We start from the raw sequence: 21,882 nt of genomic DNA, 5'->3' as shown, positions 1-21,882 counted from the left end.
GCTAGCCCTTCAGACCCTGCGTCGCGACGCCGTCGACCAGGAAGCGCTGGAAGACGAGGAAGAAGAGCAGGACGGGGATGAGCGCGACGAAGCCCGCGGTGACGGTCGCACCGTAGTCGCTGACGCTGGTCTGGTCGTTGTACAGGCGGAGGGCGACCGGGAGGGGGTAGTTCTCGGGGCTGGTGAGGTACAGGAGGGGGCCGAGGAAGTCGTTCCACGACCAGATGAACGCGAAGATCGCGCAGGTGATCAGGGCGGGCTTGATCAGCGGAAGGATGATGGACCAGAAGATCCGGATGTGGCCGGCGCCGTCGATGCGGGCCGCCTCGTCCATGTCGCGGGGCATCTGCCGGATGAACTGGACCAGCAGGAACACGAAGAACGCCTCAGTGGCCAGGAACTTCGGCAGCAGGATCGGCACGAACGTGTCCACCAGGCCGAGATTGTTGAACAGGATGTACTGCGGGATGATCACGACGTGGAACGGCAGCAGCAGCGTGCCGATCATCGCGGCGAACAGGATCGCCAGTCCCTTGAACTGGATGCGGGCGAACGCGTACGCGGCCAGTGCCGATGAGAACAGGACGCCGACGACGGACCCGGCGGCGATGATGAAGCTGTTGAGGAAGAACTTCGCCATCGGCACGCCGGCGATCCCCTCCGACACCTTCGCGTAGTTCGCGAGGGTGGGGTTCTGCGGGATCAGGCCCGGGTTCTGCCCGAACTCGCTGTTCGGCTTGAACGTGGAGAAGAACAGCCACACCAGCGGGTACAGCACCAGGGCGGTCAGCGCGATCAGCACGATCGCCCAGATGACGGTCTGCCAGGTGCGGCGCGTGACCTTGCGGCGCGGGGCGTCGGGGGTGGCGTCCAGGTTGTGGGCGAGGGTCTCGATGGCGGGCTGCCCGAATGTCGTGCTCATCGGTTGTCTCCGGCGTAGTGGACCCAGCTGCGCTGAGTGCGGAAGAGGATGAAGGCGATGACCGCGACGACCAGGAGCAGCACCCACGCGATCGCGGCTGCGTAGCCCATCTGCCCGTCGGCGAAGCCTCGCTTGTAGAGGTAGAGGGTGATGAAGTTCGTCATGCCGGCGGGACCGCCGGTGCCTCCGGAGATGATGTACGCCGAGGTGAACACCTGGAACGCGCCGATCAGGCCGAGCAGCAGGTTGAAGAAGATCACCGGGCTGAGCATCGGGAGGGTGACGGCGCGGAAGCGGTGCCAGGGGCCGGCGCCGTCCATCTCGGCAGCCTCGTACAGCTCCTTCGGGATCTGCTTGAGGCCGGCCAGGAAGATCACCATCGTCGCGCCGAACTGCCACACGTGCAGCAGGATCATCATCGGCAGCACGAGGACGGGGTTGCCGAACCAGCCCCCCAGGTCGATCCCGAAGAAGGACAGGCTGGTGTCGACGGGGCCGTCGTTGGCGAACATCGCCCGCCACACGATCGCGACCGAGACGGAGCCGCCGATGAGCGACGGAGCGTAGAACGAGGACCGGAAGAAGCCCGACCCGCGGTCCCGGAAGTTCAGCAGCATCGCCACACCGAGGGCGGCGGCCAGCGTGACCGGCGTTCCGACCAGGACGTAGATCAGCGTGATCTGCGCGGACTGGATGAAGTTCGGGTCATCCGTGAACATCCGGATGTAGTTGTCCAGCCCGATCCACTGCGGCGGGGTGAAGATGTTGTACTTCGTGAAGGACAGGTACAGCGACCAGCCCATGGGGATGAGCGTGAGCCCGAAGAACCCGAGCAGCCACGGCAGCAGGAACCCGTACCCCGCCCACGTCTCCCGGCGCTGACGGGCCCGGATGCCCGGGCGCGTGTCGGTCTCGTAGCTGCCGGTGCGGAACAGGGACCGTCCTGAGGACCGCTTGCCGGTCACGATGACTCTCGTCGATGTCGTGCTCACGTCGACTCTCCCGATATGTCGGATTGGTGTCCGGGGCCCGGGCGTTCGCGCCCGGGCCCCGGAGAACTTACTGGTTGAGGACGACGTCCATCTCGGAGAAGAACTCGCTGACAGCATCCTCCACCGTGATGGTCCCGAAGTTCAGCTCGGTGCCGAGCTGGCGGAACTTCTCCTCGAGCGTGCCGTAGCCGACGATCGGCACGGGCGGGGCGTCGCCGAGGCGGTCGGCGATCGACGCCTCGTAGTCCTTGACCTGCTGGCTCAGCGGGTCGAGCTCGGCGGCGGCGAGAGCCGTCTCGGACGCGGGGAGACCGCGGTTGGTGCCGAAGATCTCACCGGACTCGGGCGAGTTGATGAGGAAGTTCACGAGCGTGGCCGCGGCCGCGGGGTGGTCGGTCTTGGCCGAGATGGCGTGCAGCATCGAGGGCTTGAGGTACAGGTCCTTGGCGCCCTCCTCCGTCACGGGAGGCTCGATGAGGTTCAGCTCGGTGTAGTCGGCGCCGAGGTTCGCGAGGTAGCCCGCGCCGAAGTTGTCCCACGTGAGCTCGCTCGCGGTGTTGGCCGTGTCGAACGGGCCGAGCGGGACGAGCTCCTCGACGCGCTGCTGCGGCACGCCGATGCCGTCGCGGATCGGGGCACCCGACTCCCAGAACTCGGCCAGGCGCGCCTCGTCGAAGCCGGGCTCGCCCTCCTCGCTGAAGAGGTCCTTGCCTTCCGAGCGCAGCTGCAGCTCGAAGTTCTGGATGCGCCCGGTGTAGTCCGAGCCGCCCCAGAAGGCGCCGCCGCTGGCGTCGGTGACCTCGGCCATCCAGTCGGTGTAGTCCTCCCACGACCCACCCGCGAAGTCGTCGACGCCGGCCCCCTCGAGGAGCTTGGGGTTCGTGAAGAGGCCCCATGCGTTGGTCGAGGTCGGGATCGCGTACGTCGTGTCGTTCACGACGCCGATGCTGAGGATGTTCTCGGGGAGGGGCTCGGTCTCGATGACGTCGCCGAGGTAGGGGGCGAGGTCGAGCAGCAGCCCGTTCTCGGAGTACTGGCGGAGGTAGGAGTAGTCGAACTGCATGACGTCGGGAAGACCGCCGCCGGCCGCCTCCGTCTGGCGCTTCTCCCAGAACTCGGGGAAGGCGAGGAAGCTCGTGTTGACCGTGATGTTGGGGTATTCCTCGTTGAACGCCTCGATGACCTGGTTGTAGAGGTCGGCGCGAACGTCGTTGCCCCAGAACGCGAGGTCGAGGGTGACCTCCTCGTCCGGGTCGTACGTGGCGTCGGTGGCGTTGCCTCCACCCGCGCATCCCGCGAGCGCGAGGGCGGCGCCCGTCGCGAGTGCGACGCCGGCGATTGCCCGCTTCTTGCTGAACATCCTTGTCCTCTCTTGAACGTCCCTGTCCATCGTGCTTCCTCGGGACGTTCGTTGTCCGTGTTGCGGTGGTGGCGGCAGTTCCCTTGGTGCTGGTTGGGGGCTTCGGGAAAGCGCTTGCCAGAACGGTAGCACGCTGAAAAACGTTTCACAAGGACTTGTTGGCGGCGATGACACGATTCAATCTCGGCGGCTCGGCCCAAGTGGGGCGGCGGGTCGGGCGGCGCCGCCCGGCCACCCGCGCCACAACGTCGCAGATCGCCGCAATGTCGGACCAGAACGGATGCCGGCATCCGGCGTTGCGGTTTTCTGCGACGTTGTGGCGGGCGAGTCGAGGCCCGCGCGACGCGCCCCGGGGTGCAGCGCCGCGCCACAACGTCGCAGATCGCCGCAATGTCAGACCAGGACGGATGCCGGCATCCGGCGTTGCGGTTTCTGCGACGTTGTGGCGCGCGAGGGGTCAGTCCGGGATGGGGCGCTGGTCGAAGACCGGACTCGCGAAGCCCGCGCGGTGCGTCGGGTGCGAGGCGAGGTCGGCGGTCGTGATTGCGGCCCCGTCGGCGGCGGCGGAGGCGTAGATCGCGGCGACGAGCTCGAACGAGCGCGCGGGCTCGTCGGCCGTCGGCGGCAGCGGCGCATCAGTCAGGAGCGCGTCGAAGACGTCGCGCAGCAGCGGGGCGTGGTCGCTGCGCTCCTCGTGCTCGGGCAGGGCCCAGTCCTCGGCCTCCCCCTCGAAACCGGGCGCAGGCGTGATCCGCCAGTTCTCGTGCCCGTGGCCGTAGAGGTGGTCGACCGTCACCGTCGCCTTCTGCGTGTCGATGCGGATCGAGCTCGTCTCGCGCGGAGACACCGCACTCGTCACCACCTGAGCCACGACGCCGTCGGCGAAGACGATCGTCGCGGTCGAGGCATCCTCGGTCTGCGTCTCGCGGTCGAGGCGCCAGAGCCGGCCCTGCACGCTCGCCCAGTCGCCCAGGAGGAACGCGAGCAGGTCGAGCTGATGGATGCCGTGACCCAGCGTCGTTCCACCGCCCTCGGTCTCCCACTTGCCGCGCCACGGGACGTCGAAGTACGCCTGATCCCGATACCAGAGCGTCTCGCACACGGCCAGGAGCGGGCGTCCGAGACGGCCGTCCTGCAGGAGGCTCCGGACGTGGGCTGCCGCCGTACCGGTCCGCTGCTGGAAGACGACGGCGAGCTGCCGGCCTGCGGCCGCCGCCGCGGCCCGCATCTCGTCGAGCTCGACGAGCGACGGCGCCGGAGGCTTCTCGACGACGACGTGGGCGCCCGCCGCGAACGCGGCGAGCGTCTGGTCGCGGTGCGCGACGGGCGGTGTGCAGACGTGGACGACATCGGGATGCTGCGCCTCGAGCAGCTCCTCGAGCGTGTCGTAGACGGCGGCGCCGCCCACTTCGGCGGCGAAGGCGTCGGCGCGGTCGCGGGACAGGTCCGTGACCGCGACGAGCTCGGCTGACGGGTGGGCCGCGATGCCGCGCGCGTGCGCGGCGGCGATCGCGCCGGTGCCGACGATCGCGCAGCGGAGGGTGCGGGTCATGCGGACTCCTCGGGGTGGTCGGCGGGCGCGGAGTCTTCCGCGGCGGGTGCAGGGTCGGTGTCCGCCCGATCAGGGTGGAACGCGGCATCCGGATCGGGGTCGGCGACGGGCGGCTCGGCCCCCCTGTGCGTCTCGGTTCCGCGGAGCTCGGCATCCGGAACCGGCGCGGCCCCTTCGAGCTCGGCATCCCGATCCGTCTCGGCTCCTCGGGGCTCGGCATCCGGAGCCGTGGTGGCCGGCGTCGGCTCGGCATCCGGGACGGCGCGCAGCTCGGCGACGAGGTTGGCACCGACCGTTGCGGCGAGGGACGCGACATCCGCTCCCCCGATGATGAAGGCGGCCGACAGCACAACCGTGCCGCCGGGCTCGACGACGGTCTCGTCCGTGAAGAAGGGCGCGGGGCTCAGCCCGGCGTACTCGGCGCTGCGGGCGAACCAGGGACTGTCCGCGGGCGTGGCCGCGAGGGCCAGAACCCCCGCAGAGCTGTCGGGAGCGACGAAGGCCAGCCACGGGCCCGGCTCACCGCACGCGGCGTCACCCGCGTCGCCGCCGGGGCCGAGGATCGCCCCGCCTGTCCAGCCCGAGGCTCCGCGCCAGAAGATGCCCGCGTAGCCGGCGTTCTCGCGCCCCTTCGAGGTGGGCGAGCCGAACGCGAGCGGGTCGGGTGAGACATTGACGAGCGCGCTCCGCCAGGTGAGGGCCCACGCGTCATCCCCGACGGCGCGGGCCGTGAGGATGCGCTGCTCGGTCAGCACGGGGTCGCCGTCCTGGCTGCGCCAGTCGAGGATCTCGTCGACGCGGGCGAGGCCGGCCGCGGCATCCGCGATCGGCGTATCCGAGGCGACGAAGGCGGTGTGCACCTGGGATCCGTTGTTCGGGAGCTGCACGTAGCCCTGGTCGCGGACGTAGGTCGGTCCGCCCCAGAAGTTGTGCGGGCCGACGTTCGGAAGCGCGAGCGACAGGCCCTTGTGCCACACGTGGTCGTCGGGGCGGTAGGCCGTCACCTCGACGCCCTGGCGCGTGCGCAGGAGGAAGTAGGGACGCGGCGACTCGACGGTCGCGTCGGACGGGGCGTAGATGTACTCCGCGAGGGTGCTGTCCCCGTCGCGCAGCAAGAGCCGCCCGGACTCGCCGACCTCGAAGTGCATGCACGACCTCCCCGTGATGTTCCCCTTCACTGTAGGCGTCCCGATGGGAAAGCGCTATCCCACCGGCGGAGTGGAAAGGCTGGGCGGGGCACCGGGCCGCTTCGCGGCCTGCGCGGCACGTCGTTGCTCGCGAGAATGCACGGACGACCGTGCTTGGGCGGCAGCATCCGTCATTCGCGCATTCTCGACGCCCTCAAGCCCCCGCTGAGTTCAGCCGCCCGAGTCCGGTGCGGGCCCGCGCGGCACGTCGTTGCTCGCGAGAATGCACGAACGACCGCGCTTGGGCGGCAGCATCCGTCATTCGCGCATTCTCGACACCGTCGAACTCCCGCTGAGTTCAGCCGCCCGAGTCCGGTGCGCGCGCGGCACGTCGTTGCTCGCGAGAATGCACGGACGACCGTGCTTGGGCGGCAGCATCCGTCATTCGCGCATTCTCGGCACCGTCGAACTCCGCGGACGCGGGGTTCAGCCGACCTGGGTGACGTGCAGGCGCGCGTAACGGCCGTTGCGCTCCAGCAGCTCATCGTGCGAGCCGTGCTCGACGATCCGGCCGTGCTCGAGCACGACGATGCGGTCGGCCTCGCGGATCGTCGACAGCCGGTGGGCGACGACGAGCGTCGTGCGGCCGGCCATGAGGCGGCCGAGGGCCTCCTTCACGAGCTCCTCCGACTCGGGGTCGAGGGCGCTCGTCGCCTCGTCGAGCAGCAGGATGCGCGGGTTGCGCACGAGTGCGCGGGCGATCGCGAGCCGCTGCCGCTGCCCGCCCGAGAGGCGCGCGCCGCGCTCGCCGACGACGGTGTCCCAGCCCTGGGTCTGCGCGCGGACGAATTCGAGGGCGTTCGCGGCGCGCAGGGCCTCGGTCACGACGTCGTCGGGGGCGTGCGGGAGCCCATACGTGACGTTGTCGCGGATCGTGCCTTCGAAGAGCATCGACTCCTGCGGCACGACCGAGACCGATCGGCGCACCGTCCGCAGATCGAGCTCCTGCATGTCGGAACCGTCGAGGAGAATGCGTCCACCCGTCGGGCGCACGAACCCGAGGACGAGGTTGAGGAGCGTCGACTTGCCCGATCCTGAAGAGCCCACGAAGGCGACGGTCTCGCCCGGTGCGATGTCCAGCTCGATGTCGTGGAGGGCGTCGGTCGCGGCATCCGGATACCGGTGTCTCACCCGATCGAGCGAGATGCGCCCCTCGACGCGATCGACTCGACGCTTGCCCTCGTTCTGCTCGAGGTCGGGCTCCTGCAGGACTTCCGCGATCGAGCGGACGGACTCGATGCCGCGCGCGCCGACCGGGATGAGCATGAGCAGCTGGGTGAGCCCCTGGGTCAGCAGGGCGAAGTAGGTCGAGAGGAGGACGACTTCACCGGGCGTGATCGGCAGGAACCCGGTGAGCGAGAAGACGGCCGCGAGGACGAGGCATCCCACTCCCAGCAGCTGCATCGTGACCCACGAGATCGACGCCACGTGGCCGTTGAGCATGTCGAGGTGCAGGCCCGCCTTGCGGACGCCGTCGGCGCCGGAGGCGACGCGCGTCACGGCGGTCTGCTCGAGGCCGTGGGCGCGGGTGACGGGGATGAGGGACGCCATCTCTCCGACGCGGGCTGCGAGGCCCTCCATCTCGCGGCGGAACACGGCGTTGCGCGCCTCGGTGCGCCGGCGCAGGCTCGCGCGCAGGCCGATCGCGATCGGGACGGCGAGCGCGTAGACGGGGAGGAAGGCGGGCACGGCGATCGCCGTCATCGTGATCGCGCCGATGAGCACCATGAGCGACGAGAGGAGGGGATGCGTCACCTGCTGCAGCATGAGCTCGACGTTCTCGACGTCGCGCACGACCTTGCTCTGCACGAGTGACGAGCTGACCCGTGTGTGGTAGCCGATCGAGAGGCTCTGCAGGCGCGCGGCGAGGGCGTTGCGGAGGTCGGCGCCGGTGTCGCGGACGACAGTCATGAAGCTGCGCGTGTACAGCAGGTGGTTGGGGTAGTTCTGCAGGAGGAGGACGACCGCCAGCGCGAACCAGCCCAGGAGGGCCGAGACTTCGCCGCCGCTCGCGACGATGTCGATGATCGCGGCGGTGACGACGGGGAGGAACCAGAGCGGAATCTCTTTGAGCGCGAAGGCGAAGACCGCGAGCGTCATCCGCCCCGGGCGGCGCAGCAGGAGGCGCAGGACCGAGCGCGTGGGATGGGCTCCGTCGATGGCCTCCGTCGTGCGGGTAAACGCTTTCTCGGTCATGATGGCCATGGTACCGACCGGCGACTCGTCCGGCCGGAGAGATTTCGCGGAGGCCCCCATGACCTACCACCTCGCCGGCGACTCGACGGTCGCGGATGCCAAGCCGGGCGAGTATCCGATGTCGGGGTGGGGCGGCGAGCTCGCCCGCTTCGTCGAGGAGCCCGTGCGCAATCTGGCGTTCGGCGGCGCGACGACTGAGTCGTTCCTCGAGACTGAGAGGTGGGAGGCCCTGCTCGCCGGGGTCGCACCCGGCGACACCGTCGTCCTGCAGTTCGGCCACAACGACCAGAAGATTCCGGGGCTCGCGTCGCGCGGCGGCTACGCGGAGCGGCTGCGCCGCATGGCAGCGGATGCCGGAGCCCGCGGCGCGACGGCAGTCCTCTGCACCTCGGCCGAGCGCCGGTGGTTCGACGGCGACCGGATCACACCGACCCACGGCGACTTCCCCAACTCCGTGCGCGACCTCGCGCACGAGCTCGATGTGCCGCTCATCGACCTGACGGTGTTCACGACGTGGCTGTACGAGGACCTCGGGCCCGAGGCATCCCGGAGCCTGCTCTCGCACTTTGCGCCCGGTGAGTTCGCGGACTGGCCCGAGGGCCTCGCCGACGACACCCACTTCCGGATCGAGGGCGCACGGCGCATCGCGGCGTTCGTCGCGCGGTCGTTGCGCGCGATCGACCGCAGGGACGGCGACGGTCCCGCACACGGATCGGACCTCGTGAGCTGACGTCGCGGCGGCGGGTCACGGGTTCGCAACGCTTCGCCGGTCGCGCTGGGCCGCGCCCTACCCTGGCGGGATGCGCGCCGTGCTCGTCGTCCCCGTCCTGGCGTTGCTGACGCTCACGGGTTGCGTTCCGATCGGATTCGCATGCCCCGCGATCGGCTACACGAGCGTCGCGCACGTGACCCTCGCAGAGCCGCAGCCCGGCTTGACGCTGCAGCTGTGCGACGGAGAGGGATGCGAACCCGGTCCGCCGATGCAGCCCGTCGAGATCGCCTCACCCGGTGCGACGGCGGAGCCCGTCCTCGAAACCGGAGTCTTCGAGATCACAGGCGACAGTGCGACGGGTTGGACGGCGGTCTTCTCGGGGGGCCAGCCTGTCATCGGCTACCGACTTCTCGACAAGAACGGGATGACGGTCACCCAAGGCGGTCTCGAGGTCGAGTGGGTCCGGGTCGGGGGCGACGAGCGCTGCGGAGGTCCGCGCGAGGCCGAGATCGAGCTCCCGGTCTAGGCGGACCGCGGCCCGACCGGCGCATCGACAGGCTCGACTACGACGCCTCAAAGAGTTCGGCGCACCCTGGGACCGGCCTCCGGAATTCCGGTGCCCGAGCCTGTCGAGGGGTCGAACCCGAGCGCGGCGGTCACACCAAGGTCCACCCAACGGCCCGACATCGACGCCGCGTCGAGCTCGGCGACCGAGCCCGCGACGACAGCCCTCAGTAGGGCCGCACAGCCGGACGGTCGAGGCCTCCCACCCTCACCGTCGGCCAGCGCGGATCGAGCGTCAGCACGTCGACACCGGCGCTCGAGACGAGCACGGTGTCCTCGACCTTCAATCCGGGGGCGCTGGGGTTCCACGCGAAGGCGTGATGCTCCTGCACGAGGTCGGTCGTCGCCGGCGTCGCCCTCGGGTCCCGACCCGCGTAGCCCGTCGGGCCGCCCTGGTGGTGCCTGCGCCATTCGTCGATGTCGAAGCCGGCGGCCGCGTATCCCGCGATCCCCGCCGCGAACACGTCGTCGAGCCGGGCACCCGGCCGTGTCGCGTCGAGGAAAGCGGACTCCACCTGAAGGATCGAGTCCTCCCCCGTCGCAGGTGCGCCGATCCAGCGGGTCGCGTTGGCGATGAGCCCGTGCCTGCGTCCGCACACGACGAGCATCGCGCGGGGGCCGAGCGCAGCATCCGTCGGCAGAGGGTGGCGATGGGCGACCCGGGACCGTCCCGCCACGAGGATCACGAGCGGGTCGATCCCGCGCGCGACGAGGGCTGTCGCGAGCTCCGCGGCGAGCGCGCGCTCGGTGGTCTCGGGGCGCGCGGTGGCCGCGGCATCCGTCATCGCCTCGGCGACCTCGCGGCCGAGGGCGCGGTAGCGGTCGCGTTCGGCGGGGAGCAGGCTCGCGCGCGCAGCCCGGAGTGCGACGGCGACGGATGCCTCGGACGCGGCCTGCCCCGCCGCGACGGCGGCATCGGCGGGCGGCGTGAGCCACGGCACGCGCACGACGCGATCGGCGTCGCTCGGCAGGAGCTCCTCGGCGATGAGCCGGTCGGCTTCGTTGTCGGCGACGAACAGCGTGTCGCCGTCGGCACCGACGCGGACCGCGGCGACGGACGGACCGGCGAGCGAGACGTGCGACCGGATGCCCTCGAGGTACCAGGACACGGCCTCGTGCGAGATCAGCAGCAGGGCGTCGGCTCCGGATGCTGTCCGCACGGCGTCGATCCGGTGCTGCTTCTCGCGGCGATCGGCTTCGGATCCCGGCACGGCGCCTCCTCGAAAAAACGCTTTCTCGCCTAGTATGACGAAGGATCCGAGGACCGCGGATCCGCCGCGGGATCAGCACAGTCGGGAGGCGTCGTGGCGCGAGGATCCGCGAAGCAGGCGAAGATCACCGACGTCGCCCGGCACGCCGGCGTCTCGCTGTCGACCGTGTCGCGGGTCATGAACGGCAACCCGAGCGTCGACGCCGCGCTGGCCGACCGGGTCCGCACCGCGGCCGCCGAGCTGGGCTACACTGCGAGCCCCCTCGCCCGCAGCCTCGTGCTCGGCCGGACGCAGACGGTCGCCGTCGTCGTGCCGGACCTCGGCAACCCGACCTTCCAGGCTGTGCTGCGCGGCCTCAGCCGCGCCGCAGCGGCCGACGGCTACCACGTCCTCATCGCCGACTCGGCCGAGCAGGTCGACGAGGAGCGCGTCCTCGCGATCGAGACCCGGCGCCGCACGGACGGCCTCATCCTGTGCGCCCCGCGCATGCCTGGGGAGGATCTCGCCTCGCTCCTCCCCCTCGTCGGGCCCGTCGTGCTCGTCAACCGGCTGCTCGACGACTCCGTCCCGGCGGTGGGGGCGGACTACGGGACGGCCCTGCGCACACTCGCCGAGCATCTGCACGACCTCGGGCACCGACGACTCGTGTACCTGGCCGGCGTCTCGCGCAGCGCCTCGAATTCGGCGCGTCTCTCGGCACTCGCCGAGTTCCGCGCGGCGCACCCCGACGTCGAGCTGAGCGAGCTCGCGTCGGGCGTCGACTTCGACAGCGGCGCATCCGTCGCGGACGCCGTGCTCGCGACCCGCGCGACCGGCGTCCTGGCGTTCAACGACCTCGTCGCGATGGGCCTCATGTCGGCGCTCGCCGACCGCGGCGTGCGCGTGCCCGCCGACATCTCGGTCACGGGCTTCGACGACATCCCCTTCGCGCGGTACACGTCGCCGCCGCTGACGACAGCATCCGTCCCCGCCGCGGAGCTGGGCGCGCTCGCATGGCAGGCGATGAACGCGACGCTCTCGGGACAGGATGCCGCGGCCTCCGTGCGACTGACCCCCGAGGTCGTGCTCCGCTCGAGCACCGGGCCTGCGCCGGACTGACGCCTCCGTCAGGCCCGGTTGTCGCGGATCGACAGCATCCCCGCCGATGACATGGATCTGCACCAAGCCGAACCGTCGCACCACACCATGACGGCGGCGCACCACGCGTGCTACGCTCGAGAAAACGTTTCCTGAAAACGCTTCCTGATGGGTGAGGAGCCTCCATGAGCCACCGCCGGTACGCCGTCGTCGGAGCGGGCCACCGCGCGAGCATGTACGTCGACGCGATCACCGACACGTACGCCGAGCGGGCCGTTCTCGTCGCGATCTGCGAGCCGAACCCCGTCCGCGCGGCGTACTACATCGACCGCGTCACCGAGCGCGGACTCGAGGCGCCGACGGCGTGGCACCCCGACCGGCTCGAGGAGATGATCCGCACCGAGCGGATCGACCGCGTCGTTATCTGCGCGCGCGACGACCTGCACGCGCCGCTGATCGTGCGGGCGCTCGAGGCGGGCGCCGACGTCGTCGTCGAGAAGCCCCTCACGATCGACGCGCCGAGTGCGGCGGCGATCGAGGATGCTGTCGAGCGCACGGGCCGCGAGGTCGTCCTGACCTTCAACTACCGCTACTCCCCGCGCAACAGCGCGCTGCGCCAGGTCATCCAGGACGGCCTGATCGGACAGGTCACGTCGGTCGACTTCTCCTGGATGCTCGACACCAAGCACGGCGCGGACTACTTCCGTCGCTGGCACCGCGAGAAGAAGAACTCCGGCGGCCTGCTCGTGCACAAGGCGAGCCACCACTTCGATCTCGTGAACTGGTGGATCCGCTCCACGCCGCGCCGCGTCTTCGCGTCGGGCGGGCTGCGCTTCTACGGCTCCGAGAACGCCGAGGCACGCGGCATCCGGAACCGCCCCGAGCGCGGCACGCACGACGGCGCCGACGCGTTCGAGCTCGACCTGCGCGACGACGCGCGCCTGAAGGCCCTCTACCTCGACGCCGAGCAGCACGACGGATACCGCCGCGACCTCGACGTCTTCGGCGAAGGCATCACGATCGAGGACAACCTCGCGCTCGTCGTCGACTACGCCTCGGGCGCGACCCTCAGCTACTCGCTCAACGCGCACGCCCCGTGGGAGGGGTACCGCGTCGCCGTCAACGGCACGGAGGGCCGCGTCGAGCTGGACGTCGTGGAGCGCGGCGCCGTCCTCGCCGACGAGGGCCTGCACCCCGTCCTCGACCCGAGCGCGTCCGACGCCGGCACGTCGGGATCGCTGCGCCCCGAGGGCGAGCGGCTCCTCCTGCAGCGGCACTGGGGAGCTGCCGTCGAGGTTCCGATCCACAGCACGGCGGGCGGCCACGGCGGCGGCGACGCGCTCCTGCTCTCCGACGTGTTCGTCGGCCCCGGCGACGACCCGCTCGCCCGCCCCGCCGACTGGCGCGACGGCGTGCAGTCGATCGCGGTGGGGATCGCCGGCAACCGATCCCTCGAGACGGGCCTTCCCGTCGAGGTCGCCGAGCTCGGCATCCCGCTCCTCGAAAGGGCACGCGTGTGAGCCGCGTCGTCGTGACGGGCGGAGCAGGGCGTCTCGGCCGGAGTCTCGTCGCGGGGCTGACCGCTGCCGGGCACGAGCTCGTGTCGCTCGATCGCGCGATCTCGGACGCTTCCGAGCTCCTGGGCGCCGAGCAGGTCGCGGTCGACCTCGCGGACGCGGATGCTGCCACTCGCGCACTCGCGGACGCCCGGGCCGACGCGGTCATCCACCTTGCCGCGATCGCCGTGCCGTTCAGCGCTCCCGAGGACGTCATCATGCGTGCCAACGCGGGCCTGGCGATCTCGGTCCTCGGCGGGGCCGTCGCCGCCGGCATCCCGAAGATCGTCGCCGCGTCGAGCCCGACGGTGCTCGGCTACGGCGCGCCGACGGGGTGGGTCCCCGACCGGTTCCCGCTCGACGAGGACACCCCGCCACGGCCGTGGAACGCCTACGCGCTGTCGAAGCTCGTGATCGAGCAGACGATCGCGATGCTCGCCCGCCAGACGGGGGATGCTGTCCGCTTCGCCGCGTTCCGCCCCTGCTACGTCATCGCCCCCGAGGAGTGGGCCGGCGCCCCGACGCAGCAGGGCCACACGGTCCGCGAGCGCCTCGACGATCCGGCGCTGTCGGCCCCGGCGGTGTTCAACTACGTCGACGCGCGGGATGTCGCGACCTTCGCCGACACGCTGCTCGCGGCACTCCCCGACATCCCGAACGGCGAGGTGTTCTTCGTCGGCGCCGACGACGCGCTCGCACGCGAGCCGCTCGCCGAGCTGATCCCGCGGTTCCATCCCGGGACGCAGGACGCGGCATCCGTCCTCACCGGCACCTCCCCCGCCTTCTCGAACGCGAAGGCCCGCCGCCTCCTCGGCTGGCGGCCCCGGCACGGCTGGCGCTCGGAGCTCGAGCCCACCGCGGAGCCCGGACTCGCGCCCACCGCGGCACCCGGGGCCACCGGGGTGGCCGGGGTCGAGCGCGCCGCGGTATCCGGGGCCACCGGGGTGGCCGGGGTCGAGCGCGCCGCGGCACCTGGCCTCGCACCGACCGACCCTCCGGCACCCGGGCTCAAGCCCGCGGTCGCCCTCGCCCCCACCGCGGCACCTGGCCTCGCACCGACCGACCCTCCGGCGCGCGGGCTCGAACCCGCGGCCGCTCTCGACGCACGAAAGGAGTCGTCGGCGTGGACTTCGACGGCATTCTCTTCTTCCCGGTGACCCCGTTCGACGCGCAGGTCCGCGTCGACACCGACGTCCTCGAGCAGCACCTCTCCGGGTCGCTCGCGCACGCCCCGGGCGGGGTCTTCCCCGCGTGCGGGACGGGCGAGTTCCACGCTCTGTCGGCGACCGAAGTGGCGACTGTCGTGCGGACGGCCATCGCCGCGGTCGGCGGCCGCGTTCCCGTCGTCGCAGGTGCCGGTGGACCCCTCGGGCACGCGCTCGAGGTCGCCCGCTCCGCTGCCGATGCGGGCGCCGACGCCCTGCTCGTCCTGCCGCCCTACCTCGTGAGCGGCCCGCAGCCGGGGCTCGTCGCGTATGTCGAGGCGATCGCCGAGGCATCCCCGCTCCCCGTCGTCGTGTACCACCGCGGCACGGCACAGTATTCGGTGGATGCTGTCCGCCGCCTCGCCGCGAACCCCAAGGTGGTCGGATTCAAGGACGGCGTCGGCGACATCGGGACGGCGCAGCTCATCGTGCGCGCCGTCGCGGAGACAGGCCGTCACGACCTCGCGTTCTTCAACGGCCTCCTGACGGCCGAGCTCACGCAGGCCGCGTACCGAGGGATCGGCATCCCGCTGTACTCGTCCGCCGCGTTCGCGATGGCGCCCGAGATCGCCAACGCGTACTACCGCGCGTACGTCGACGGCGACGAGGACCGCCGCCTCGAGCTGCTTGACGGCTTCTACACGCCGCTCGTGCGTCTGCGCGACGAGACGCCGGGCTTCGGCGTGTCACTCGTCAAGGCCGGCCTGCGCCTGGGCGGTCTGCCGGTCGGCGGGGTCCGTCCGCCGCTGGTCGACCCCACTCCCGCGCAGGAGGAGCAGCTCGCCGCGATCCTCGAGGCGGGACGCGCGCTCGTGTCGACCATCGCGGTCGCGGAGCCCGCGCTGCCATGACCACGATCGAGTCCTTCGACGCACGCCTCGTGCGCGTGCCGCTCACGCGCCCGTGGGCCTCGGACGTCACGAGCGTCGGAGTCATCGCGACGCACGTCGTGCGCTCCGACGGAGCGGAAGGCTGGGGATTCTCGTGGACGCCCCAGATCGGCGCCGAAGCCGTCCTCGCGCACCTGAACCACGACATCGGGCCCTTCGCGGCGGGGCGGACGGCGGACCCGTCCGAGCTCTGGGACGCGGTGTGGACGCACGTGCACGAGGCCGGCGGCGGCGGCGTCACGACGATCGGCCTCGCGGGACTCGATCTGGCGCTGTGGGATGCTGCCTCCCGCGCCGCCGGACGCTCGATCACCGACCACCTGGGCCGCGAGCGCGACTGGGTCGAGGCGTACGGCAGCGGAGTCAACCTGCACTACCCGCTCGAGGACCTGCTCGCCCAGGTGCAGCGGTGGATCGACGCGGGCTTCCGGGCGGTCAAGATCAAGGTGGGCAAGCCCGACCTGGCGGAGGATGTCGAGCGCGTCCGTGCCGTGCGCGAGCTGCTCGGGCCGGACCGCGGCCTCATGATCGACGCCAACCAGCGGTGGCACCTCGAGCAGGCCGTGCGCTCGGTCGAGGTGCTGTCCGAGTTCGACCTGGGTTGGATCGAGGAGCCCCTGCGGGCCGACGACCTCGCGGGCTACACGGCGCTCGCGCGCCGCATCGACGTGCCGATCGCGGTCGGCGAGAACCTGCACACGGTGCACCGGTTCCGCGACTTCCTGCAGGCCGGTGCGGCGCACATCGTGCAGCCCAACATCGTGCGGGTCGGGGGCATCACGCCGTTCCTGCGGATCGCCGATCTCGCGGCCGAGTACAGCGTGCCGCTGCATCCGCATCTCCTCTCCGAGCTTTCGGGGCAGCTCGCCCTGACCCTCCCGGCCGTGCCGGGCGTCGCCGCGCCCCTGGCCGAGGACGTCGAGGATGCCGGGTTCGGCGCGCTCGGCGCGCTCTCCTACCCCTCCCCCGTCGCGATCGCCGACGGGCGGCTGACGCTCGTCCCGCACGCCGGCCTCGGCATCCGCTTCCGCTGATCTCACCCCCTGACGACCCGACCCTGCCCCGCGAGAACGCCCTTATGTCCTCAGAATGGGCCGATTTGATGACATACGCGCGTTCTCGCGAGTGGACGGCGGGCACTGAGAAAGGACCGACATGACGAGCACGACAGCGACCGCCATGACCACGACGCGCGAGGAACTCGACGAGATCGTGCGGGACGCGGCATCCGCCGCTCCCGTGTGGCACGCGTCGAGCGCGGACGAGCGCGCGGCGTGGCTGCGCGCCGCGGCCGACGCGCTCGACGCCGCGATCGACGAGCTCGTCGAGATCGCCGACCGCGAGACGCGCCTCGGACCCGTCCGGCTGCGCGGCGAGGTCGGGCGGACGTCGGGCCAGCTGCGCCTCTTCGCGTCGGTCGTCGAGGAGGGCTCCTACCTCGAGCTGACGGTCGACGACGGCGACGCCTCGGCGACCCCGCCGCGGCCCGAGCTGCGGCGCCTGCTCGTCCCGGTCGGGCCGGTCGCGGTGTTCTCGGCCTCGAACTTCCCGTTCGCGTTCTCCGTCGCGGGCGGAGACACGGCCTCGGCCCTCGCGGCCGGCTGTCCCGTCGTCGTGAAGGCGCACTCGGGGCATCCCGAGCTCTCGCGCCGCACGGCCGAGATCGTCGCGGCGGCCCTGGAGGCCGCGGGGGCCCCGGCCGGCTCGCTCTCGCTCGTCGAGGGGAGGGATGCGGGCAACGCGCTCGTGCAGCATCCCGTCGTCCAGGCCGCGGGATTCACGGGATCGCTCGGCGGCGGTCGCGCCCTCTTCGACCTGGCGAACGCCCGGCCCGACCCCATCCCGTTCTACGGCGAGCTCGGCAGTGTCAACCCCGTCGTGGTCACGCCCGCGGCCGTCGCGGCACGCGGCGGCGAGCTCGCGAAGGGCCTCGCGGGGTCGTTCACGCTCGGTGTCGGGCAGTTCTGCACGAAGCCCGGCGCGGTCTTCGTGCCGCGCGGCGCGGGGTTCGAGGCGCTCGTCGCCGAGCGCGCCGGTGCGGCGGTCGGCGGTCCGCTCTTGACCGACCGCATCACGGCGGCCTTCCCCGAGGGCGTCGACCGGCTCCTGGGCGACGCGTCGGTCGAGGTCGTGACCGGCACACCGTCCGCCCCGGGAGCCGACATCGCCCAGCCCGTCGTCCTGGCGACGGATGCCGCAGCCGTCGCCGACCGCCCGCACGCGCTCCTCGAGGAGTGCTTCGGGCCGGTCACGCTCCTCGTGCGCTACGACGGGCCGGAGGACCTGCGCCGCGCGCTCGAGGCGGTCCCGGGGAGCCTCACGGCGACGCTGCACTCCGAGCCCGGCGACGACGTCGCGGACATCCTCGAGGTGCTGCAGCGCAAGGCCGGCCGGGTCCTCTTCGCCGGCTGGCCGACCGGCGTCGCCGTGACCTGGTCGCAGCACCACGGCGGCCCGTGGCCCGCGACGACATCGCTGCACACCTCGGTCGGGGCGACGGCGATCCGTCGGTTCCTCCGCCCCGTCGTCTTCCAGGACGCGCCCGAGGCGTTCCTGCCGGAGGTGCTCCGCGACGCCGCGCTCGCGCGGCTGCCGCACCGGCGGAACGGCGTGCTCCGGGTGCCCTGAGGTCCGAGCGGGCTGGGGCTCTGGTCCTGGGTGGACCGGGGCTCTGGTCCTGGGTGGACTGGGGCTCCGGCTCGGCCGGGCTCCGGCATCCGTTCGCCAGAAGTTCTGGCACTTCGACGTCGAGAGGCCAGAACTTCTGGCATCTCGGATGCTGGGATCCGAGCTCCGGCTCGGGCCAGCGCGGCCGCGGGCTCCGGCTCGGCCGGGCTCCGGCATCCGTTCGCCAGAAGTTCTGGCACTTCGACGTCGAGAGGCCAGAACTTCTGGCATCTCGGATGCGGGGGATCCGAGCTCCGGCTTGAGCCCGGGGCCGGCAAGCAGAGCCCGAGCTCCCGGGGTCAGCGGTACCCGACGGTCGAGGCGCGCACCGAGAGCTCGGGCTCGAACCGGATCGCGTGGCCCGACGCCTGCGCCTCGCCCGAGATGAGCTGCATGAGCCGCACTCCCGCCGCGCGGCCCATGTCGCGCGCGGGCTGGCGCACGGAAGTGAGGGGGACCGCAGCGACGGCGGCGAACTCGATGTCGTCGTAGCCGACGACGGCGACGTCCTCCGGCACGCGCACCCCCGCGCGCAGCAGGCCGTGGACGACACCGCACGCGAGGTGGTCGTTGGTCGTCACGACGCCGTCCGGTCGCTCGTCCTCGGGCAGCTCGGCGATGCGCGCGCCCATCGCGATGCCGCGCTCCGAGGTGGTCCGGTGGCTCCACATGAGGTCGAGGCTCACGCGGGGATGCGCCTCGACGGCCTGCCGCACGCCCTCGAGTCGCTCGCGGACCTGCCGAACCTCTTCGCGTGCGCCGAGGAACGTCAGGCGCGTCCGGCCGAGCGAGATGAGGTGCTCGGCGGCCATGCGCCCGCCCGCGACGTCGTCGAACGACACCGAGTCGAGGACGCCCTCGTCGTCGACGCGATCGACGAGCACCACCGGGATGCTGCGCGCCAGCTGCCGCGCGAGGCGCTCACCCGCCTCGCCGAACGGGGAGACGAGCGCCCCCTCGACCTGCACGCGCTCGAAGAGGCGGAAGTACTCGCGCTCCTTGTCCTCGTCGTCGTCGCTGTTGCCGACGAGGACTCGGACGCCCGCGCCCGCTGCATCCTCCGCACCGCTCACGAGATCGGCGAAGAAGGGGTTGGTGATGTTGATGACGGTCATGCCGAGCAGGCCGCTGCGGCCGATGCGCAGCTGCTGGGCGGCCTGCAGCGGGACGTACCCGAGCTCGTCGACGGCCGTTCTGACGCGTTGCACGATCTCGTCGCTGACCCGCTCGGGCTTGTTGAGCGCGTTCGAGACCGAGCTCATCGACACACCCGCGTGCCGAGCGACATCCCGGATGCCCACCCGCTTCATTCCGTGCCCCCTGGGGTCGTGAAACGTTTTACAGCGTACCGCCTCCGCGCGCGGCATCCGCCCCCGCCACGCCTCGCGGCGCACGCCGCGCCCCGTGCGCCAGCCGTTGAGTCGTCTGAGATCCACGGGATGCCGGGGTTCCGCATGGATCCGCGACACCCGAATCCGGCGGACGCCGCAGTCCCCGCCGCAGGAGCCGTCGAGTTGGCGCGGATCCACGGGATGGCGGGGCTCCGCGTGGATCTGCGACCACCGGACCGGGCGACCCGCGGTTCGAGCGCCACGCGGGCACCCGGCACAATGGGTGCATGACCTGGCTTGTGACCGGCGGTGCCGGCTATATCGGAGCGCACGTCGTGCGCGCGCTCGCCTCGGCCGGCCTCGCGCCTGTCGTCATCGACGACCTCTCCAGCGGCCACGCCGGGTTCGTCCCCGAGGACGTCCCGTTCGTGCGCGGCACGATCCTCGACCGCGACCTCGTCGAGTCGACGCTGCGCGACCACGACGTCGAGGGCGTCATCCACGTCGCGGGCTACAAGTACGCGGGCGTCTCGGTGCAGCGCCCGCTGCACACGTACTCGCAGAACGTCGAGGGCACGCGCGTCGTCCTCGAGGCGATGCACGCGGCGGATGTCGCGAACATCGTGTTCTCTTCGTCCGCGGCCGTCTACGGCACGCCGGACGTTCCGCTCGTGACCGAGGACCTGCCCAAGCGCCCCGCCTCGCCTTACGGCGAGTCGAAGCTCATCGGCGAGTGGCTCATCCGCGATCAGGCCACAGCGACGGCCGGGTCGCAGCATCCGCTCCGCCACACCTCGCTGCGGTACTTCAACGTCGTCGGCTCGGGCGACCCCACCGTCTACGACACGAGCCCGCACAACCTCTTCCCGCTCGTGTTCGAGGCGCTCATCGAGGGCCGCACCCCAAGGATCAACGGCGACGACTACGACACCGAGGACGGCACGAACGTCCGCGACTACGTCCATGTCGCCGACATCGCCGCCGCCCACGTCGTCGCGGCCCAGCGCCTCGCGGCGGGCCAGCCGATCGAGGCCGCGTACAACCTCGGCTCGCAGAACGGCCTGTCGGTCAAGCAGATCATGGACGCCATGGCCCGCGTCACGGGCATCGACTTCACGCCCGAGATCGGCCCGCGCCGCCCCGGCGACCCCGACCGCATCGTCGCGGCAGGCGAGCTCGCCGCCCGCGACCTCGACTGGGCGAACCGCTACTCCGTCGACGAGATGGTCCGCACCGGCTGGGAGGCGCGGCGCGGCGCGAGTTGACGCGGCGGTTCGGGCCTTCGCCCGCGAATGGGGGACGCGAATGGGTGCCTCCCCCGCCAGGTGGCAGCCATGTGCGACCCCGAATCGCCGCACCCCGCGAGATCGGGGACGCGAATGGCTGGATCCCCGACCAGATAGCCGCCATATGCGACCCCGAACTCCCTAGTCGTCCTCGAGGCGCGGGCCAGCCAGGATGACCGGCGTCAGCGCGGCGCGGTGCTGGCGCGCACGACGAGCCGCGCCGGGATGACGTCGTACGCCGGCTCGGCGGCATCCTCGATCGCGGCCACGAGCCGCTCGAGGGCCCGCTCACCGAGGGCGTCGAAGTCCTGCCGAACGGTCGTGAGCGGCGGGCGGTAGTCCGCGGCGTCCGCGACGTCGTCGAACCCGACGACGCTCACGGCGTCGGGCGCGGGCCGGCCGCTCTCGGCGAAGGTCCGCAGCACGCCCAGCGCCATCTGGTCGTTCGCGGCGAACACCGCCGTGACCGACCGGTCCACGGCGAGTGCGGCTCCCGCGAAGGCTCCGGATGCTGCCGTCCAGTCTCCGCGAGCCACGTCCGGCGCGTCGATCCCGGCGCCGGCGAGCGCCTCGCGCCAGCCGCGCTCGCGCTCCGCCGCGGCGAAGGACGCAGGCGGGCCCGCGACGTGGTGCACCGTCGCGTGGCCGAGGCCCAGGAGATGCTCCGTCGCGGCACGGGCGCCACCGGCATGGTCGGTGACGACGACGCCGAAGCGCTCGTCGCGCGGCGAGTCGACGACGACGAGCGCGAGGTCGGCGGGGGTCTCGGCATCCCGGACCAGATCCGTGGCCTCGTTGAGCACGATCGCTCCATCGACGCCCTGGTCGTGCAGGCGGTCGAACGCGGCCGCGACGTCGGAGCCGTGGCCGAGGGTCACGACGACGAGGGCGTAGCCGCGGGATGCTGCGGCATCGGCGACCGCCTGGAGCATGCGGGAGTTGCCGACCGTTGCGAGGGTCGAGGCGACGAGGCCGATGGTCTGGGTGCGACCCGTCCGCAGCGCGCGGGCGGCCCGGTGCGGGCGGTAGCCGAGGCGGGCCATCGCGGACTCGACCTTCGCCCGCGTCGCGGGGTCGACGCGCGGGCTGTCGTTGACGACGCGCGAGACGGTCTGGCCCGAGACGCCCGCGAGCGCCGCGACATCCGCCATCGACACTCTGCGCGCCGCCATCT

General features: G+C 71.7%; 17 protein-coding genes and 1 pseudogene. 9 read left to right on the top strand and 9 right to left on the bottom strand.

Annotated features, from left to right (window positions below; translation table 11 throughout):
• Position 1: 1 nt before the first annotated feature.
• The 6 genes from ABZ477_RS13420 to ABZ477_RS13395 form a co-directional block, all read right to left on the bottom strand.
• Positions 2 to 922, bottom strand: a complete 921-nt coding sequence (locus ABZ477_RS13420; RefSeq protein WP_360133735.1) for a carbohydrate ABC transporter permease — start codon at positions 920 to 922, stop codon at positions 2 to 4.
• The gene (locus tag ABZ477_RS13415) at positions 919 to 1,914 is read right to left on the bottom strand and encodes a sugar ABC transporter permease (protein WP_360133732.1); all 996 of its coding nucleotides are present in this window, start codon (positions 1,912 to 1,914) and stop codon (positions 919 to 921) included. The genes ABZ477_RS13420 and ABZ477_RS13415 overlap by 4 nt, the downstream gene beginning before the upstream one ends.
• A gap of 67 nt (positions 1,915 to 1,981) precedes the next feature.
• Positions 1,982 to 3,274, bottom strand: coding sequence for an extracellular solute-binding protein (locus ABZ477_RS13410; RefSeq protein WP_360133729.1), 1,293 nt, complete (start codon positions 3,272 to 3,274; stop codon positions 1,982 to 1,984).
• A gap of 457 nt (positions 3,275 to 3,731) precedes the next feature.
• Positions 3,732 to 4,826: a Gfo/Idh/MocA family oxidoreductase gene (locus ABZ477_RS13405; RefSeq protein WP_360133725.1), complete on the bottom strand. Its 1,095-nt coding sequence runs from the start codon at positions 4,824 to 4,826 to the stop codon at positions 3,732 to 3,734.
• Positions 4,823 to 5,974, bottom strand: coding sequence for a DUF6807 family protein (locus tag ABZ477_RS13400; RefSeq protein WP_360133722.1), 1,152 nt, complete (start codon positions 5,972 to 5,974; stop codon positions 4,823 to 4,825). The genes ABZ477_RS13405 and ABZ477_RS13400 overlap by 4 nt, the downstream gene beginning before the upstream one ends.
• Before the next feature lie 465 nt (positions 5,975 to 6,439).
• Positions 6,440 to 8,209: an ABC transporter ATP-binding protein gene (locus tag ABZ477_RS13395; RefSeq protein WP_360133719.1), complete on the bottom strand. Its 1,770-nt coding sequence runs from the start codon at positions 8,207 to 8,209 to the stop codon at positions 6,440 to 6,442.
• Positions 8,210 to 8,267: 58 nt separating this feature from the next.
• Here ABZ477_RS13395 and ABZ477_RS13390 point away from each other — a divergent pair, with 58 nt between their 5' ends.
• The gene (locus ABZ477_RS13390; RefSeq protein WP_360133716.1) at positions 8,268 to 8,939 is read left to right on the top strand and encodes a rhamnogalacturonan acetylesterase; all 672 of its coding nucleotides are present in this window, start codon (positions 8,268 to 8,270) and stop codon (positions 8,937 to 8,939) included.
• Between the two features lie 70 nt (positions 8,940 to 9,009).
• Positions 9,010 to 9,447 (top strand): hypothetical protein, encoded by a 438-nt coding sequence (locus ABZ477_RS13385; RefSeq protein WP_360133713.1) that lies wholly within the window; start codon positions 9,010 to 9,012, stop codon positions 9,445 to 9,447.
• Positions 9,448 to 9,652: 205 nt separating this feature from the next.
• On the opposite strand, the gene ABZ477_RS13380 is transcribed toward ABZ477_RS13385, so the two are convergent.
• Positions 9,653 to 10,615 (bottom strand): M24 family metallopeptidase, encoded by a 963-nt coding sequence (locus tag ABZ477_RS13380; RefSeq protein WP_360133944.1) that lies wholly within the window; start codon positions 10,613 to 10,615, stop codon positions 9,653 to 9,655.
• Between the two features lie 174 nt (positions 10,616 to 10,789).
• On the opposite strand from ABZ477_RS13380, the gene ABZ477_RS13375 reads away from it, so the two are divergent.
• The 6 genes and pseudogenes from ABZ477_RS13375 to ABZ477_RS13350 all read left to right on the top strand — a co-directional run bounded on the left by ABZ477_RS13375 (position 10,790) and on the right by ABZ477_RS13350 (position 18,052).
• Entirely contained in the window at positions 10,790 to 11,794 is a 1,005-nt protein-coding gene (locus ABZ477_RS13375) for a LacI family DNA-binding transcriptional regulator (RefSeq protein ID WP_360133710.1), read from the top strand.
• A 164-nt stretch (positions 11,795 to 11,958) separates the two neighbouring features.
• Entirely contained in the window at positions 11,959 to 13,293 is a 1,335-nt protein-coding gene (locus tag ABZ477_RS13370; protein ID WP_360133708.1) for a Gfo/Idh/MocA family oxidoreductase, read from the top strand.
• Positions 13,290 to 14,183 (top strand): annotated as a pseudogene (locus ABZ477_RS13365) (NAD(P)-dependent oxidoreductase); the annotation flags it as partial. The gene ABZ477_RS13370 and the pseudogene ABZ477_RS13365, both read left to right, overlap by 4 nt.
• Positions 14,184 to 14,452: 269 nt before the next feature.
• Positions 14,453 to 15,385, top strand: a complete 933-nt coding sequence (locus ABZ477_RS13360; protein ID WP_360133705.1) for a 5-dehydro-4-deoxyglucarate dehydratase — start codon at positions 14,453 to 14,455, stop codon at positions 15,383 to 15,385.
• Positions 15,382 to 16,458: a mandelate racemase/muconate lactonizing enzyme family protein gene (locus ABZ477_RS13355; RefSeq protein ID WP_360133702.1), complete on the top strand. Its 1,077-nt coding sequence runs from the start codon at positions 15,382 to 15,384 to the stop codon at positions 16,456 to 16,458. Before ABZ477_RS13360 ends, ABZ477_RS13355 begins: the two co-directional genes overlap by 4 nt.
• A gap of 121 nt (positions 16,459 to 16,579) precedes the next feature.
• Entirely contained in the window at positions 16,580 to 18,052 is a 1,473-nt protein-coding gene (locus ABZ477_RS13350) for an aldehyde dehydrogenase (NADP(+)) (RefSeq protein WP_360133699.1), read from the top strand.
• 338 nt (positions 18,053 to 18,390) lie between these two features.
• Here the strand turns inward: ABZ477_RS13350 and ABZ477_RS13345 are convergent, their stop codons facing one another.
• Complete coding sequence (locus tag ABZ477_RS13345) at positions 18,391 to 19,401, bottom strand: LacI family DNA-binding transcriptional regulator (RefSeq protein ID WP_360133696.1); 1,011 nt, start codon at positions 19,399 to 19,401, stop codon at positions 18,391 to 18,393.
• Positions 19,402 to 19,709: 308 nt separating this feature from the next.
• On the opposite strand from ABZ477_RS13345, the gene galE reads away from it, so the two are divergent.
• Positions 19,710 to 20,687 (top strand): UDP-glucose 4-epimerase GalE, encoded by a 978-nt coding sequence (galE, locus tag ABZ477_RS13340; protein ID WP_360133693.1) that lies wholly within the window; start codon positions 19,710 to 19,712, stop codon positions 20,685 to 20,687.
• 203 nt (positions 20,688 to 20,890) lie between these two features.
• Here the strand turns inward: galE and ABZ477_RS13335 are convergent, their stop codons facing one another.
• Positions 20,891 to 21,880, bottom strand: coding sequence for a LacI family DNA-binding transcriptional regulator (locus ABZ477_RS13335; RefSeq protein WP_360133689.1), 990 nt, complete (start codon positions 21,878 to 21,880; stop codon positions 20,891 to 20,893).
• Positions 21,881 to 21,882 lie beyond the last annotated feature (2 nt).

The organism is Microbacterium sp. NPDC019599, from assembly GCF_040632175.1.
GTDB lineage: Bacteria > Actinomycetota > Actinomycetes > Actinomycetales > Microbacteriaceae > Microbacterium.
This window is presented reverse-complemented; position numbering and strand designations above follow the sequence as displayed.

Bases quoted from the DNA above. Each gene is read 5' to 3' on its own strand.
- ABZ477_RS13395 (WP_360133719.1), bottom strand. From the start codon at position 8,209: ATGACCGAGAAAGCGTTTACCCGCACGACGGAGGCCATCGACGGAGCC.
- ABZ477_RS13370 (WP_360133708.1), top strand. From the start codon at position 11,959: ATGAGCCACCGCCGGTACGCCGTCGTCGGAGCGGGCCACCGCGCGAGC.
- ABZ477_RS13345 (WP_360133696.1), bottom strand. From the start codon at position 19,401: ATGAAGCGGGTGGGCATCCGGGATGTCGCTCGGCACGCGGGTGTGTCG.
- ABZ477_RS13405 (WP_360133725.1), bottom strand. From the start codon at position 4,826: ATGACCCGCACCCTCCGCTGCGCGATCGTCGGCACCGGCGCGATCGCC.
- ABZ477_RS13420 (WP_360133735.1), bottom strand. From the start codon at position 922: ATGAGCACGACATTCGGGCAGCCCGCCATCGAGACCCTCGCCCACAAC.
- ABZ477_RS13350 (WP_360133699.1), top strand. From the start codon at position 16,580: ATGACGAGCACGACAGCGACCGCCATGACCACGACGCGCGAGGAACTC.
- ABZ477_RS13390 (WP_360133716.1), top strand. From the start codon at position 8,268: ATGACCTACCACCTCGCCGGCGACTCGACGGTCGCGGATGCCAAGCCG.
- ABZ477_RS13335 (WP_360133689.1), bottom strand. From the start codon at position 21,880: ATGGCGGCGCGCAGAGTGTCGATGGCGGATGTCGCGGCGCTCGCGGGC.
- ABZ477_RS13355 (WP_360133702.1), top strand. From the start codon at position 15,382: ATGACCACGATCGAGTCCTTCGACGCACGCCTCGTGCGCGTGCCGCTC.
- galE (WP_360133693.1), top strand. From the start codon at position 19,710: ATGACCTGGCTTGTGACCGGCGGTGCCGGCTATATCGGAGCGCACGTC.
- ABZ477_RS13400 (WP_360133722.1), bottom strand. From the start codon at position 5,974: ATGCACTTCGAGGTCGGCGAGTCCGGGCGGCTCTTGCTGCGCGACGGG.
- ABZ477_RS13385 (WP_360133713.1), top strand. From the start codon at position 9,010: ATGCGCGCCGTGCTCGTCGTCCCCGTCCTGGCGTTGCTGACGCTCACG.
- ABZ477_RS13410 (WP_360133729.1), bottom strand. From the start codon at position 3,274: ATGTTCAGCAAGAAGCGGGCAATCGCCGGCGTCGCACTCGCGACGGGC.